Raw genomic sequence first — 14,946 nt, forward strand, 5'->3', positions numbered from 1 at the left:
GGCTTGTTCCGGGGGCGGGGGCGCCCTCCAACCCCGCCCCCCCCCCGCCCCCCCCCAAAAAAAAACCCGCCGGGGGGGCCGTGTCCCCACACCACCCCCGCCCCCCCCCCCCCACTGCCGGGTGGATGTAAGTCCCGATGAAAAACGGGGTTTGCTGCCTACCCCTCTAGTTCAGCCCAACCTTGCCTTTCATGGAGTCAAATAGCTTCATGGAGTCAAACCCTACCCCTTGCTTGAAGACCAGCTCCATGCGGCGCACCTGCTGTATATCCTTTTCCGGGTCGCCGTCAATCAAAACCAGATCGGCCTGCTTGCCGGCCTCAATCGTCCCGATTTCCTTGTCGCGGCCCAGGTAGATGGCCCCGTTCAGGGTGCTGATCTTGATGGCCTGCACCGGCGTAAAGCCGGCTTCTACCAGCAGCTCAATCTGGCGGCGGTTGGCGTAGCCGGCAATGGTGCGGCCCGCGCCGGTGGGGTCGGTGCCGGCTACCAGCAGGCCGCCGGCATCGTAGAACTGCTTTTCCCAGGCCATTTCCTTCTTGAACAGCCGCACGCTGGCCGAGTCTTTCTGCTGGTTCTGCTGCCAGGTGGCGGTTTCGCGCTCCTGCAGCTGCGGCAGCAGGGCGCTCAGGCCGCCACCGAGCACCACCTCCCGGCCGGTGTAGGGCTCAAACACGGGTAGGGTAGAAGTAAGGGCTACCTTCTTGCTGATCAGGAAGCGCATCAGGTCTTGCATGGCCGGGCTGTTGACCGGCAGCTGCAGCAGGGAGCGGCGCCCGGCGGGGTAGTCGGCTACGTCGGGGGCTTTGTTGGGCACGAAGTCGGAGCTGGCCATAAACCCGTGCTCCAGGTTGTCGATGCCGATTTCGGCCGCCTCGCGGTAGGTAATGGAGCAGAGGTGGCCGGTTACTTTAAGCTGGCGGGCATGGGCCTCGCGCACCACGGCGGCCAGGTCGGCGCGGGTGGCGTGCATGTACATCTTGAAGGAAGTACAGCCCTTGTTGGCCCAGAAGGTGGTAGTAGCCGCCGCGTCCTCGGGGCCTTTAATGGTGTTCAGGGCCGGAATATCGAGGGCCGGCTCCTCCATGTACGGCGCCGTCACGTCCATTTCCGGCCCGATGAGCTTGCCCTCCCGCACCATGCGCTGAATGGCCAGATCCGTCTGGGGCTCGATGCTGCCGGCCGTGCGGATGGTGGTAGCCCCGCCGGCCAGGTACAGGCGCGGAAAGGAGTACGGCATCTGGGCGATGTTGAAATAGCTGCCCGTGGGCATGGTGTAGTACAGGTGCTCGTGCAGCATCACCAGGCCCGGAATCAGGGTTTTGCCGGCGCAGTTAATCACCTGGGCATCGGCGGGCACCTTCACCTTTTTCGCGGGCCCTACCTGCACGATGCGCCCCTGCCGGAGCACCACCGTCTGGTGCAGCTGGGCCGGGCGGCCGGTGCCGTCAATCACCTTGGCGTCCGTCAGGGCCACGGTGGGGCTGTTCACCCTGATGAACTCCTGCACCTGCGGTGTGAATTGCTGGGCCCGGACTGGCAGCGCGGCCATGAGCAAAAGAAAAGCGCCCGACAGGAGCCGGTGGCGGGTAGAAACAAGCATGGAACAGGGAAGGAAGGAGGTGAAGGCGAACCGGACGAGCGGTTCGGCCGGCGCAAGGGTAAAGTGGTAGATGGGGGTAGGCTCACTTAGCTTGCTGCTACCCCGCAAAAGGTAGCAACGCGTATCGTCAGCCGGCAAGCCCTTACCGCTCTTGCGGCTCGATGATATCTACAATTCGGTAGCGTACAGCTGATTTTTTGGGCCGGATGTCCAGGCCTACGTAATGCGCATACGCTTTGGTAAAGCACGCTCCGAAGTAGAAGATCATGGCGGAGTAGAACACGAACAGCAGCACCAGCACAATGCTGGAGGCCGGCCCGTAGATGGGGCCCAGGTTGCGCGGGACCAGCAGGTAGCCCAGGGCGTTTTCGCCCAGGTCAATAAGCACGGCCGTTACCAGGGCGCCGCGCAGCACGGCCCGCGGCGGCACCCGGGCGCTGCTCAGGTTGCGGAACGTAACGGCAAACCAGGCCACCAGAATCAGCAAAGAGGCCAGCTGGTTGGCCACCTGGAACAGCACGAAGCCGAAGGTGGCATCGAAGTCGCGCACGTAATCGGCCAGGAAGGCCAGCGCCCCATCAAAGAGAAAGGCCAGCAGGGAAAGCAGGCCTGTGGCCAGCAGCAGCCCCAGGGAGCGGGCCCGCTCCTTCAGTACCTTATGGAAGCGGTCGGTATGGCGGCTGGGCCGGATTTGCCAGAGCTGGTTCAGGGAGCTTTGAATAACGCCGAACAGGGTAGTAGCAATGAAAAGCAGAAAGCCAAACCCCAGCCAAGTTACCAGTCGGCTGCGCTCCAGGTTGCTCACGTTCTGCAGAATCTGCTCTACTAGGCCGGCCGCGGAGTAGCCCAGCAGGTGCGAGAGTTTGGTGAGCAGGAGCGTCCGGACCTGGGAGGTAGAATAGAGGGAGCCCAGCACCTGAATCAGGATAATCAGGATGGGCGGCAGGGCAAACGTGGTGAAAAAGGCCGTGGCGGCACCCAGGCGCAGCGGGTCGTTGGCCGCAAACTCCCGGGCCGCGCGGCGCAGCAGCAGCAGGAAATCCAGCAGGAAATTGCCTCGGGCTCGGCCCGGCGGGTGTACTTTTGTCATCTCAGATGCGTAGGTAGCCGGAAGCAGATAGCCAGCCCGGGGCAGCCCACGAAGGTAACGCCCTCGCCGCGCATCCCCCAGCCTCCCTGGTTTTAACTTCGCCGCCCGTGACTGACCGCTCCGACCCCGCCCTGCCCCTTCCGCCCCCTGCTGCCCCGCCCCAGGGTTGGGTACGGCGCCGCTTGGTGCAGCCGCTGCTGGGGCTGCTCAGTCAGGGCCTTACCGCCCACCAACTGGCTCTCACGGCCGCGCTGGGCACTGCGTTCGGCTTGGTGCCGATGCTGGGTATTACCAGCCTGCTGGCCACGTTTACGGCCATGCGGCTGCGCCTGAACGTGGCGGCTATTCTGCTGATTGCCCACCTCTGGAGCCCGCTGCAACTGCTGCTCATTATCCCGTTTATGCAGCAAGGCGCCAAGTTATGGGGAAGCCACAGCCCGGCCCTTACCCTGGGAAAACTGCAGTATTTGTTTGCCCATAGCTGGGCCGAGGCGCTACGCCTGCTCTGGCACGCCATGCTGGGCGGGCTGGCCTTGTGGGCGGCAGCCTGTCTGGTGCTGGCCCCGCTCCTGTACTTTGTGCTGCGGCCCGTACTGGCCCGGTTTATCAAGTAGCCGCCGGGCGCAGTACCAAAAAACCTTCGCCCTGCCGTATCCGGCGCTGGCATGCGGCCGGAGTACAGCAGGGCGAAGGGTAAAGAATTCCAGCTACCGGCCGGATAAGGTCAGGGCGCTTAGGCGCGCTGATAAACGGGGGAAGTCTGGAGCAGGTACTGAATCAGGGGTTCCTCGGAGGCGGGGTCAATCAGCATCAGGTCCACGAACTGCGTCTCGCCAATCTTGCCCTGAATAACCGGGCCCAGCTCCTGCAGGAAAGCCGGGTCCTGCTGCTCCGTGTCAATGGCCACCAGAAGGCGGGCCTCCGCCGGGTTGTGCTGCATGCGCATTTCGGCCAGGTACACGTTGCGGATGTGGGACTGGGTAGCGCTGTACTCGCGCAGGGCCTCCATCAGCTCGGTGGGCTCGGGCTCCGGCTGGTGCAGCGACACCTGCAAATCCTGGGGGTTGGGCATTTCAAACAGCTGCCCGCTGAGCAGGGCCTGAATTTCATCGGCGGCCAGCAGCTTGCCTACGGCCGAGAAAGGGTTCAGGGCACACTCCGCGCCTTGCACCATCGTAAAGAAGTCGTGGCCCCGCAGGCGCATGTAGGTTACGCTGCCTTCGGGTACGGCGCCGTTGTCGAAAATGCGCTCAACAGCCGTGAAAACCGCAATTTTGCCGTCGTGCAAAGCCTGGAGCTGTACTTCCATGCCTTCGGTGGGCGTAATCTCGCCGGGCTCCTGCTCTTCGCGGGCGGCCAAGACTACCACCACTTCCTCACCGAGCAGGGCCTGGTAGAAGGGGCTGCGGAACTGAGGATCCACGGCCGCCTGCATCAGCAGCTGTTCCAGAATATTAAGGGGCTGGAAATCGGGCAGCTGGGGAGCTTCTTCGCTGAAGGTGCCCGGCAGCGGGATGGGCGGGGCCGGCGGAATGTGGGGCATGGGCGGCGCGGCCGGGGCGGGCGGCATCTGGTAGTTAGAGCCTTTATAGCGCGGGCCGGTAGTAGGAGCCGGTTCAGGGGAAGCGGGCGTAGCCGCATTATCGGCAGCCGGAGCAGGGGTAGGGGAAGACGCGGGAGCGTCTTCGGGTTTCTTTTTCAGGAAGTCAAACAGACCCATAACAAAACATACAGATGAAGCTGCAAGCTAAGCAGGTTTAGGGGAAGATGCACCTGCAGTGAACCAGGAACCAGTGAGATAGTAAAATAGTGAGTTTGCCGTGCTATAAAGCCGAGGGGCTCGGATTTGCTCCCCACCTCATCCGCTGGAACCTCGTGCCCATCAAGCGCACTACCTCACCCTCTTGCCGCTACTGGCCATCGGAGCCGTTGCAGCGGCCTAGCAGCTCCGAGGCTTCCCGAATGGTGTAGGGCTGGTTCTGGTTGCCCCAGTTGGTTTGCAGGAAGTTGAGCAGGTTGGTAATCTGCGAGTCCGTGAGGTCCTCGTGGCCGGGCATTACCTGGTTGTAGGCTACCCCGTTCACGGTCAGGGGGCCTTTCATGCCCTTCCGGATAATGCACGGCAACTCGGCGCGGTGCTGAGCTACGTAATCAGCAGCGGCTACCGGCGGAATCAGACGCTGCAGGCCCTGGCCCTGGTCGCCGTGGCAGTTAGAGCAGTGAGCGGCGTAGAGCTTGGCCCCCTCGTTCTGGCGCTCCGTGAAGCAGCCCCCGAGGCTTAGCAGCACCACGGCCCCGCCGCTGACCAGCGCCGCCCAGCCATTGCGCGTCAGACGGGAAGCTCGCCGGCTCATTTGGCCGCCGTTGGTTGATTGTCGGCTTCCTCCTTGAGTAAAATGGGCAGGTCGTGGATCAGTTGATCTACTTGGCTTGCCACCATGCCATCGTACACCCCGCGCACCCGGCGCCTGGAGTCCACCAGGGCAAAGGAACCGTCGTGGGCGTAGCCGCCGGCCGCTTGCTTGTCTATTTGGGCAGCGGCCATGTACGCTTTGGCCAGGGCAAACACGGTGTCGTGCGGGGCCGTGGCAAAGTGCCAGCGCGAGGCATCGTTCACGCCCAGCCGCTGAGCGTAATCCCGCAGCACGGGAATCGAGTCGTGGGCCGGATCAATGGTATGGCTCAGGAACAGCACGTTCGGGTTACCCTCAAATTTCTTGTACACGCGCAGCATCTCGCTCTGCATCTTGGGGCAGATGTCGGGGCAGGAGGCAAAAAAGAAGTCGGTCACATACACCTTGCCCGCAAACGTTTGGTTGGTAATCGTTTGCCCATCCTGATTAGTGAGGCGGAACGAGGGAACCGGGTCGGGCAGCGTATCGGCCGGAGTGCGGGGCTCGGTGAGCTTGATACCCAGAACGGGCAGGCGGTCTGCTTCGGCTGGTTTTTCGGTGCAGGCAAACGGCAGCACTCCAGCCGCAGTCAGCAGGGCGGCAAGAACAGCAGTGCGCAAGGCGGGCAAACGCATCATAAAAAAGGAGATCATAAACGGGCGGAAGAAGAGGTAGAAGATGCCGCCAGAAGGCGCCGGGCCGAGTCCTGGCTAGCCCGGAACAGGTGCCCGACGGAATCAATACGGGTTTGCTGGGCGGCGTAGTAGGTTAGCCGGCGCGCCACTGCCACGGTATCCTGGGGGCGGCGGTAGCGGTGCATCCAGTCCATCATGCCGGCTTCGGCCGCCAACAGCGCCCGGCGGCTGCGGCCAGCCGCCGCCGTATCGGTGGGCGGGGTTTTCTGCAGCTGCTGGCGCAGCTCGTACAACTGGCCCAACTCGGCCATCAGCTCGTTGTGGCGGGCCAGAACGGCTTTTTCGGCGGCCTCCGCTTTCTGCTCGTCACTTTGCAGCGACAGACAGGCGGACAGGAACACCAATACAGAAGCAAATCGGAGCGTTTTCACGGCGCAAAGGTACAACCGGATCAGGGAGTGTGTGGTGGTAGAACTGGCAAAAGCGGAATCGGTTCGGGCCCGGCCGGCAACCTCCTCACCAGCAGGCTGTACCGGAAAAAGGCTATTTCGCGCAAATAAGTTCGGGCCCAGCAGCTGCCGGGGCCCCGTACCCGTGGGTACCAAAAAGCCCCGGTACCAGCGGGCCGGGGCTTCCAGAGTTGAAAGGAAAACAGCGGTAGATGCGAAGGGCTTACGCCTGCTCCTGCTCCCGCAAATAAGCCAGCATATGGCTCAGGGTCAGCTCCTGCTGAGCCACCATGTTCAGCAGGCTCCGCTCATAGGGGGCCAGCACGCGGTCAGAGTCGTGGGTTAAGGCCAGCGCGGCCGCCACTATCCGTTGGCTGCCTTCCTCCGATTCAACAAGCGAAGGGTACTGGCTCAACCACAGAAGAAACAAAAAATGCATGCGTAAAAATTGCAAGCCCTATTCGCATTGCAAGCTCAGCAGGCGGGGGTTGAATGCCAACAGGAGCAACCAGCAGGCGAAGGAAGCCAAACCACCGACGAACGAAGCCGGGCGCTTGCTCTAGAACGCCTGCTCCAGCAGTTGATACAGGGCTCCGCCCAGCTTCCAGGCGCCCCACACCAGGGCGCCGCCCAGGGCCAGCAGCACCACTGCTACCCCTATAAGCAGCCCCTTGCCGCTGCCCTGGTACCGCCCTTCAGCGTAGTGCGCCCGCAGCAGGCGCACGTTTCGGTCGTTGGCTTTATAGGCGAAGTCGAACAGGTTGCCCAGCACCGGAATAGCCCCGATAACAGCATCGAGAACCACATTCAGTACCATTCGCATCACCAGGCTGCCACTGGCTCCGTGGCGCAGCATGGTCAGAATTAAAACTCCGGAAAGGGCGAGGGAGGGCAGTCCTCCCACCACCGGAATAAGGCCCATGAGCGGATCGAGGCCAAAACGCCACGTGGTACCCGGTACCTGAAACTGGCTGTCGAGCAAACGGGAAATGCGCTCCACCCAGCGCAGACGCTCATCTTGATCCAAAGGGGTAGGGGTAGCCATAAAAGCAGCAAGGAAAACCAGGTCAGAAAAAAGTAAACATGCCTAGTACGACGATGAGCCCTGGCTAGGCTGAGTGAACAGGAAGAACAGTTGCTGCCAGAACGGGCGTCTGCCGAGCGCCGCATCTCGCTCGGCTTAGGTTGAGGTAGCAACCAGATGGCAGCACGCCTGTTGCTGCGCTGCGCCGGCCCACTGGCCGGGCCGGAGCCCCGGGATTGGTACGGCGGAGTTACAGCCTTACGGTAGAAATTACGTATAAGAGGCCTGTTTTGGGTTGTGCCGGCCCCGGCCTGACCACCAGTATCTGCACAAACGGTTACAGAACCTACAAATGATCCGCATAGCCCTGGCAGATGATCATGCCATTATCCGGGACGGAATCCGGGCCCTGTTGGTGGGGGAAGCCGACTTACAGATTGCCGCGGAGGCAAGCAATGGTCGGCAGCTGCTGGAGTTGCTGGCCGAAATTCCCGTGGATGTAGTGCTGCTGGATATCAACCTGCCCGAAATGGACGGCCACGAAGCCATCCGGCAGCTGCAGAGGCACTATCCGGGCATACGGGTGCTGGTACTGTCTATGCTCAGCCACGAAGAATACGTAACCCGGGTGCTGGAAGCCGGGGCCCTGGGCTACGCGCTGAAGAACGTGAGTAGAGACGAAATCCTGTTTGCTATCCGGTCGGTGGCGGCCGGCCGGCGGTTTTTGTGCACTGAGCTGGGCGTTTATCTGCTACACAGGCTGAGCAAGCTGGGTGATAAGCAGGCCCCCGGCGAGGAGAAAAAGCCGCCGGTACTTTCGCGGCGCGAAACGGAGGTGCTCAAGCTCATTGGCGAAGGGTTTACCACCGGCGAAATAGCCGAAAAGCTATTCACCAGCAAGCGCACCATTGAAACCCACCGCCAGAACATTATCGAGAAAACCCAGGTCCGCAACACGGCCGCCCTCATTCGCTACGCCGTTACGCAGGGGCTGCTGTAGGTGGTTGGCCGGCGGCCCGGGCCGCAGCGCGCCGTTAGCGCCGCATGGGCGGGAGCAGGTCAATCCAGCCATCTTCGCTGACTACCACTACCAGCACGGGGTAGCGGCTGGTTTCCACGTAGCGCAGGGCCGAGTTGTAGCGGGAGCCCCGCGAGGAGTCGCCTTTTTCGGTGGCCAGACCGTCGAGAATAACGCCGATGGCGTAGCAGGTGCCGGCCGGGTCGATGAGCACGGCTCCGTCGATATTGGTAACCAGCCGCAGCACGGAGGGCGTCATCAGGCGGGGCGCCACCCGGAAGCACTGGCGGGTCAGGCGGGCGGCCTCCTGGGCTGCTCCTTCCGAAATAACTAGGATGGTGCCGTTGGTTTGGGCCGTGGCCTTCAGCGTCAGCTCCCAGAGGTAAGCCACGCCCGCCGCATCTACCCCCGGAAACACCCGGCGGACGGCCGCCGCAAAGTTCAGCTCATCGACGGTGCCCTGGGGCAGGCGCGGCGTGTTCGAGACTACCTTCATCATGACCTGCCCATTGTGGCTCAGCTCCCAGCTGTAGTGCTTGGTGAAGTGCACCGTGAACAGGGGCTCGTACTGCGCATCGTTGGACTCCACCAGGTAGCCCAGGCCAAACACGTCGGACGCATCGGAAATCAGGGCGTTACGGTCTTCGCTGAGCTCCAGTAGCTTGCGAATGCGCCGGTAGTCGCGCAACGGAATCGGGGATTCCAGGGTCATGATGGGTACCACGGCCGGGTGGCTGCGCCGGGCAATCAGCATGGTGCCTACCCCCTCGTCGCCCTCGTGGCGTAGGGCCGCAATGCCGTTGCAGGCATCATAGAGGCCGTGCGAGCCGGCGGCGGCGCGCAGCATAAACCGCCGGCCGGCCGCCCGCAGTACCTCGTTGTAGTCGCGGTCCAGCACGGGCCGGTCATCGTCGGTGTCTGACTCGCGCAGGGCGCGGGAAGCATCCTGCAGAAACTCCTGCACCGTGGCCGCCAGCAGGGAGGCCGGCCGCGTGGGGCCCGCCGGGCCGGGCAGGGAATAGTAGCTGTTGTACACCTCCGCCGAAAGCTGCAGCACCACAATCACCAGGTAGCCCCCCACACTCACGGGCAGGGAGCAGAACGTAACCCGGTCTTCTTCGCGCAGGCTTACCAGGTCGTTGAGGGCATGCTCGGTGGCCCGGCGCAGCAGTTCGTACCAGCGGTGTTTCTCAAACCGGTCGTGGTCCAGGGGGTGCAGGTGATACACCACCTCGCGGGGGCCATCGGGCTCCAGGGAAGCGGCGCGGGCTTTCACGGCTCGAAAATCGTAGGGACGGTAGCGGTGCGAAGTCGGCTCTACCACAATGGCTTCGGGCTCCGAGGTTTCGCGGGCGGAGGCCAGCCCCAGCAGGAATACTTCCGGCTTCAGGCTTCGGTCCAGCAGGTTAAAGATACCATCGGCCGAAAGCTGGGCCGAAACACGAAACAGACTTTGATTTTCCCACATAGGGAGGTAGCGGGGGTAGGCGTAAGGGGGCGCAAAGCTGGAAGTACGCGAAATCCGGCCGAAGGATCAGCAGGCGCATGAAATAGCCGCAATTTTTAGGAACCTTCTGCCCGCATTACGGTTAAAAAGCTGCCCGGGCCGTTGGGCGGGCTTGACTACTAGCGCCAAGCGGCGTATCTTCCGGAAAGTCCCACGCCTTGCCCCGTCGTGCTATGTTCGTAGATATTCTACTGCTGGGCGCCGTTTGCGCCCTGTCGCTGTTCCCGATTACGACGGGTTACTGCGCCTACAGCTACGGCCGCTCGTTCTGGCTGTGGTTTGCCCTGGGCATTTTCCTGCCTATTGTTTCCTATTTTGTGTTGTTTGCCCTGATCCTGCGCCAGCAGCTCAACCACGGTCAGCGCCTGCTCACTCAGGCCAAAGCCATCCTGGCCGAAGCCGAAGAAGCCGAGCGGGTCAGGGAAAGCGGCTGAGGCCGTGCGCTGGCAGCGCGAACCGGCCCGCTGGGGCTGGCTATTCGCACTTACGCACTACGCATACAGCTGGCTACACCAACCAAGCCTTGCCGCCACGCCGTAGGCAAGGCTTGGTTGTATTTTGAAGGGGTAGCCCTGCGGCCAGAATGGCGGGTGTGGCCCTGCTTTTGCGCCCGCCCGCAACCTTAAACCAGTGCTCCGTTACGCTCCAGCCACCGCCGGATGCCCCGGGCGGCCCAGGCGCCGGTGCTAAAGCAGCCCTGCAGCAGGTAGCCGCCGGTAGGAGCTTCCCAATCCAGCATTTCGCCGGCCACGAAAACGCCCGGCAGCCGGTTCAGCATCAGGTGCTCGTTCACCTCGGACCAGGCAATGCCTCCGGCCGTGCTGATGGCTTCTTCCAGCGGCCGCAGCCCCGCAACCGGCAGGGGCAGGTGGGTGAGCAGGTGAGCCAGTGCCGGGGCTGCCGTTGGCAGGTGGGGGGGGCTTACCTCCCGTAGCAGCGTCGGGACGGGCGGCCGGAGCTTGAGCGCCTCGCCCAGAAACGAGGCCAGGGACTTGCCGGCCCGCCGCCGGGCCAGCTTTTCGGTGAGTTGGGCCTCGGTCAGATCGGGTTTGAGGTTCAGCAGCAGCGTAGCCGGGGTGCCGGCGGCCAGGGCCTCGCGTAGGGCAGGCGTAAGGGCATACACGGGGGTGCCTTCCAGGCCGTAATCGGTGAGCAGCACTTCGCCGCGCACCGTTTGGCCGCCGCAGTGCAACGCAATGTTCTTCAAGGGGTGGCGCCCGACTGTCTCCCGAAAAAAAGCCGACCATTTTACCTCGGCGCCGCAGTTGCTGGGCGCGAAGGGCACGCACGCTACCCCGGCGGCCTGCAGGGCTGGCAGCCAGCGGCCATCGGAGCCGGTTTTGGTCCAGCTGGCGCCGCCCAGGGCCAGCAGCGTAGCCGCAGGGTGCACCACGGTTTCCTGGCCCGTTGCTTCGTGGCGGATGCGCAGGCCAGCATCAGGTGCGGCGAAGCCCAGCCAGCGGTGGCGGGTGTTCAGCGCTACGCCCAGGGTGTGCAGCCGTGCCAGCCAGGCCCGCAGCACCTGCGCCGGCTTGTGCTCCTCGGTCGGGAAAACCCGTCCGCTGGTGCCCACAAACGTGCTGATGCCGAGCTGCTGGGCCCAGGCCCGCAGATCCGCCGCCGAGAAATGCTGCAGGTACTGCGCAAACTCCGGCCCGCGGGCGGCGTAGCGGGCGGCAAAGGCCTCGGCCGGTTCGCCATTAGTCAGGTTGAAGCCGCCGTGGCCGGCCACCAGAAACTTGCGCCCTACCGTGGTCTGGGCCTCGTACACCGTTACGCGGCAGCCGGCCTCGGCCAGGTGTTGGGCCGCCAGCAGGCCGGCGGGCCCACCGCCCACCACGGCTACCCACGGCGTACCAGAATCGGGAGTTGTGTGCATGCTGCAAAGGTAGGAACCAGGGCCGCCGCCCAAACTACTTCCGGCGGATACCGGGCCGGCTGCGTATAGCACTGCACATAGCAAGGCGTACAAAAGCGTATGGGTTCCTATTTCATTCTCATTGGCCTCAGCCTGGCCGTTATTCTTTCCTACCTCTTTGATCTGGCCGCGCGCGCCACCAAGGTGCCCTCGGTGCTGATGCTGTTGCTCTCGGGCATTGCCCTGCGCCAGGCCGCCGACTACGTTGACTTCACGCTGCACATTCCGAAGGTGGTGCTGGAAATATTCGGCATTATCGGCTTGATTATGATTGTGCTGGAGGGAGCCCTCGACCTGAAAATCAGCCGGGAAAAAGCGCCCCTGATCCGGCGCTCCTTCCTGGCCGCCGCCCTCATTCTGGTGGTACAGGCCGTGGTTATTGCCCTTATCCTGCATTTCTGGCTGCAAGTGAACTTCCAGAGCTGCCTGGTAAATGCCATTCCGCTGGCCGTTATCAGCTCGGCCATTGCCATTCCGAGCGTGGCCGGTTTATGGGGCGAAAAGCAGGAGTTTATCATCTACGAAAGCACGTTTTCCGATATTCTGGGCATTATGTTTTTCAACTTTGCCCTGCAGGACAACTTCGCCCAGGGAGCCTCGGTCTTTACCTTCGGGCGCGACGTAGTGGCCGTGCTGGTGGTGGCCGTGCTGAGCACGGCGGCCCTGGTCTTTCTGCTCGACCGCATCCGGCTGCACGTGAAATTTTTCCTGATTCTGGCCTTCCTGGTCTTGCTCTACAGCATTGCCAAAAAGCTGCACCTGTCTTCGCTGGTGCTGGTACTGGTGTTTGGGCTGGCCGTCAACAACGCCGATCAGTTTCTGAAGGGGCGGCTGCGGCGCTGGTTCCGGCCCGAGCGCCTGCAGGAAGAAGTGCACCAGCTGCGCAGCATCACGGCCGAGTCGGCGTTTCTGATCCGCACGTTTTTCTTTCTGCTATTCGGCTTCAGCATCACGCTAAGCAACCTGCTCAGTGGCCAGCTGCTGCTGCAGGGCGTACTGATTGTGGCGGCCCTGACGGCCATTCGCTACTGCTACCTGCGCTACATTGCCCGCACCGACCTGATTCCGGAGCTGTTCATTGCGCCCAAGGGCCTAATTACGGTGTTGCTGTTCTACAGCATTCCGGAAAAGCACCTGATTGGCGAAGTCAGCGAAAACATCCTGTTCATGGTTATTCTGCTGACCGGCATTCTGATGATGGTGGGCCTGCTCATGGCCCGGCAGGAGCCGGAAATAGGAGAGTATTAGGTGAAATTGTTGGGTGTCATGGCGAGGACGCACGACGAAGCCATCCGTCCTGCCCACCGTGCTACCCCCTGAAACGTGCCAAGCCCTGCTCCATTGTCATGGCGAGCAGCGCGACGCCATCCTTCCTGACCAACGCCCTACCCCCTTAGATGTGACAAGCCCTTGACGACTGTGCTGGCGTCAAGGGCTTGGCTGTTTATCAGGCTTGTCACAAAAGAGAGGAAGGATGGCGTCGCGCTGCGTCCTCGCCATGACAATTCATTTCATCAAATTTCGCTCTCCTTGATCAGCTGGCGGCGGTAGTTGGCCAGGATGGTGGACTTGAGCAGGAAGCCGAGGTAGCGGTCATCGAGGCTAAGCACGGGCAGAGCCCAGGCGTCGAGCTGCTCCATGCAGCGCAGGGTGTCCAGCAGGGTATCATCGGGGCGGACGATGGCGGGCGGAGCGCTCATCAGGTCGCGCACGCGGGTGGTGTTGTAGTGCTCGTCATCGAACAGGGCGTCGCGCACCGTATCCAGGCTCACGACGCCGTGCAGGTGCCCCCCGGCGTCCACTACCGGAAACAGGTTGCGCGTGGCGTGGCGGAAGGTTTGCACCAGCTCACCCAGGGTATCGTCGGGGCGGACGGGTAGGAAATCGGTCTGGATCAGGGAGGCCACATCCAGCTGAGCCAGCAGGCCCCGGTCCCGGTCCTGGTTCACGTACACGCCTTTCTGCACCAGCTTACGGGTATAAACCGAGTAGGGCTCAAAGTAGCGGGTAATCAGGTAAGAGCCCGAGGTAACCACCATAAGGGGCACAAACAGCGCGTAGCCACCCGTAATTTCGGCAATGAGGAAGATGCCGGTCAGGGGCGCGTGCACCACGCCGGCCAGCGTACCGGCCATGCCCAGCACAATGAAGTGTACTTCGGAAATGGGGTAGAGGCCGCTCATGTTGATGAGGCGGGCAAACACGAAACCGCACAGTGCCCCGGCAAACAGCGAGGAGCCGAACATGCCCCCGTTGCCGCCCGAGCCGATGGTGATGGTCGTGGCTACCACCTTCAGCAGCATACTACCGGCCGCCACCAGCAGCACCAGCCACACGCTCTGCTCCTGAAACACATCAAACAACGAGCCGTTCACGAGCTGCTCGGCGTGGCCGCCCAGTAGCAGCTGCACAATGTTGTAGCCCTCGCCATACAGGGGCGGAAACAAAAACACCAGCCCGCCCAGGGCCAGCCCGCCCAGCAGCACTTTCCGGAACGTGCCCGGCAGCTGCTCGAAATACTTATCGGCCCAGAAATACACCCGGATCATGTACACCGACAGCAGGGCCGTAAACACGGCCAGCATCAGGTAAAGCGGCACGGCATCCACGGGCCAGGAGGTGGTAATCAGCACGAAGGGCTGGCCGGCGTACAGAGCCTTCGAGACCACCGTGGCGGTAGCCGAGGAAATCAGCAGAGGCACGAAATACGCCGCTGACAGCTCGGAAAGAATCACTTCCACGGCAAACAGCACCCCGGCAATGGGCGAGTTAAAGATGGCCGCTACCCCCGCCGCCGCCCCGCAGCCCGTGAGCAGGCGCCGCTCGCGCCGGCCAATGCGCAGCACCCGCGACGTATTGGAGCCAATGGCCGAGCCCGTGACGGAAATGGGCGCCTCCAGACCCGCCGAACCCCCGAACGTAACCGTCAGGAAGGAAGAAACCAGCTGCGAATACAGCTTGCTGCGCGGCACCACGCTGCCCTGGCGGGCAATGTTGTAAATAATCGGCCCGATGCCCCGGCCCAGGTTGCCGTCGAGGAAGTACCGCGTAAACAGCACCGTGAGGGCAATACCGATAATCGGGTAGAAGGAGCTGGTAAACACCTGGTACCGCCCCGGCACCCAGGCGTTGAGCATCTTCTGGGTATCGTGCACCAGGGTTTTGAGCAGCACCGCCGCCAGCCCGGCCAGCAGCCCCACCACCATGCTCACCAGAATAAGGTACACCCGGTCGCTGATATAGCGCCGGCGCCATATCAGCAACGGGCGTAACAGCCGGTGAATGGTGTTTTGGGCCATGGGCAAAGAT

The 14,946-nt window shown here is 62.7% G+C and carries 15 protein-coding genes; 4 read left to right on the plus strand and 11 right to left on the minus strand.

What is annotated here, in order from left to right; all coding sequences use genetic code 11:
• Window positions 1-166 precede the first annotated feature (166 nt).
• Both GGU46_RS11440 and GGU46_RS11445 read right to left on the minus strand, forming a co-directional pair.
• A complete protein-coding gene (locus tag GGU46_RS11440) occupies window positions 167-1,603 on the minus strand; it encodes an amidohydrolase family protein (RefSeq protein WP_183403677.1) in 1,437 nt (478 codons plus the stop codon).
• 142 nt (window positions 1,604-1,745) lie between these two features.
• Window positions 1,746-2,693 carry a YihY/virulence factor BrkB family protein gene (locus tag GGU46_RS11445; protein ID WP_183403678.1) on the minus strand — a complete coding sequence of 316 codons (948 nt, stop codon included), beginning with the start codon at window positions 2,691-2,693 and terminating at the stop codon, window positions 1,746-1,748.
• 107 nt (window positions 2,694-2,800) lie between these two features.
• Here GGU46_RS11445 and GGU46_RS11450 point away from each other — a divergent pair, with 107 nt between their 5' ends.
• Window positions 2,801-3,307, plus strand: a complete 507-nt coding sequence (locus tag GGU46_RS11450; protein ID WP_183403679.1) for a DUF2062 domain-containing protein — start codon at window positions 2,801-2,803, stop codon at window positions 3,305-3,307.
• A gap of 119 nt (window positions 3,308-3,426) precedes the next feature.
• Here GGU46_RS11450 and GGU46_RS11455 read toward each other — a convergent pair whose 3' ends face one another.
• The 6 genes from GGU46_RS11455 to GGU46_RS11480 form a co-directional block, all read right to left on the minus strand.
• Entirely contained in the window at window positions 3,427-4,413 is a 987-nt protein-coding gene (locus tag GGU46_RS11455) for an enhanced serine sensitivity protein SseB C-terminal domain-containing protein (protein WP_183403680.1), read from the minus strand.
• A gap of 190 nt (window positions 4,414-4,603) precedes the next feature.
• Complete coding sequence (locus GGU46_RS11460) at window positions 4,604-5,047, minus strand: c-type cytochrome (protein ID WP_183403681.1); 444 nt, start codon at window positions 5,045-5,047, stop codon at window positions 4,604-4,606.
• Window positions 5,044-5,739 (minus strand): SCO family protein, encoded by a 696-nt coding sequence (locus tag GGU46_RS11465; RefSeq protein WP_246398995.1) that lies wholly within the window; start codon window positions 5,737-5,739, stop codon window positions 5,044-5,046. Before GGU46_RS11465 ends, GGU46_RS11460 begins: the two co-directional genes overlap by 4 nt.
• Window positions 5,736-6,152: a hypothetical protein gene (locus tag GGU46_RS11470; RefSeq protein WP_183403682.1), complete on the minus strand. Its 417-nt coding sequence runs from the start codon at window positions 6,150-6,152 to the stop codon at window positions 5,736-5,738. The genes GGU46_RS11465 and GGU46_RS11470 overlap by 4 nt, the downstream gene beginning before the upstream one ends.
• Window positions 6,153-6,393: 241 nt before the next feature.
• Window positions 6,394-6,609, minus strand: coding sequence for a hypothetical protein (locus GGU46_RS11475; RefSeq protein ID WP_183403683.1), 216 nt, complete (start codon window positions 6,607-6,609; stop codon window positions 6,394-6,396).
• A gap of 120 nt (window positions 6,610-6,729) precedes the next feature.
• On the minus strand, window positions 6,730-7,215 hold the full coding sequence (locus GGU46_RS11480) for a DUF4112 domain-containing protein (protein WP_183403684.1): 486 nt from the start codon (window positions 7,213-7,215) through the stop codon (window positions 6,730-6,732).
• 331 nt (window positions 7,216-7,546) lie between these two features.
• Between GGU46_RS11480 and GGU46_RS11485 the strand changes: the two genes are divergently transcribed.
• The gene (locus tag GGU46_RS11485) at window positions 7,547-8,194 is read left to right on the plus strand and encodes a response regulator (protein ID WP_183403685.1); all 648 of its coding nucleotides are present in this window, start codon (window positions 7,547-7,549) and stop codon (window positions 8,192-8,194) included.
• Between the two features lie 34 nt (window positions 8,195-8,228).
• Here the strand turns inward: GGU46_RS11485 and GGU46_RS11490 are convergent, their stop codons facing one another.
• On the minus strand, window positions 8,229-9,680 hold the full coding sequence (locus GGU46_RS11490) for a DNA integrity scanning protein DisA nucleotide-binding domain protein (protein WP_183403686.1): 1,452 nt from the start codon (window positions 9,678-9,680) through the stop codon (window positions 8,229-8,231).
• A 212-nt stretch (window positions 9,681-9,892) separates the two neighbouring features.
• Here GGU46_RS11490 and GGU46_RS11495 point away from each other — a divergent pair, with 212 nt between their 5' ends.
• On the plus strand, window positions 9,893-10,153 hold the full coding sequence (locus GGU46_RS11495) for a hypothetical protein (protein WP_183403687.1): 261 nt from the start codon (window positions 9,893-9,895) through the stop codon (window positions 10,151-10,153).
• Between the two features lie 188 nt (window positions 10,154-10,341).
• On the opposite strand, the gene GGU46_RS11500 is transcribed toward GGU46_RS11495, so the two are convergent.
• Window positions 10,342-11,598, minus strand: coding sequence for a BaiN/RdsA family NAD(P)/FAD-dependent oxidoreductase (locus GGU46_RS11500; RefSeq protein WP_183403688.1), 1,257 nt, complete (start codon window positions 11,596-11,598; stop codon window positions 10,342-10,344).
• A 99-nt stretch (window positions 11,599-11,697) separates the two neighbouring features.
• Here GGU46_RS11500 and GGU46_RS11505 point away from each other — a divergent pair, with 99 nt between their 5' ends.
• The gene (locus GGU46_RS11505; RefSeq protein ID WP_183403689.1) at window positions 11,698-12,885 is read left to right on the plus strand and encodes a cation:proton antiporter; all 1,188 of its coding nucleotides are present in this window, start codon (window positions 11,698-11,700) and stop codon (window positions 12,883-12,885) included.
• 266 nt (window positions 12,886-13,151) lie between these two features.
• Here GGU46_RS11505 and GGU46_RS11510 read toward each other — a convergent pair whose 3' ends face one another.
• Window positions 13,152-14,936, minus strand: coding sequence for a chloride channel protein (locus GGU46_RS11510; RefSeq protein ID WP_183403690.1), 1,785 nt, complete (start codon window positions 14,934-14,936; stop codon window positions 13,152-13,154).
• Window positions 14,937-14,946 lie beyond the last annotated feature (10 nt).

Source organism: Hymenobacter latericoloratus, from assembly GCF_014199535.1.
Lineage (GTDB): Bacteria > Bacteroidota > Bacteroidia > Cytophagales > Hymenobacteraceae > Hymenobacter > Hymenobacter latericoloratus.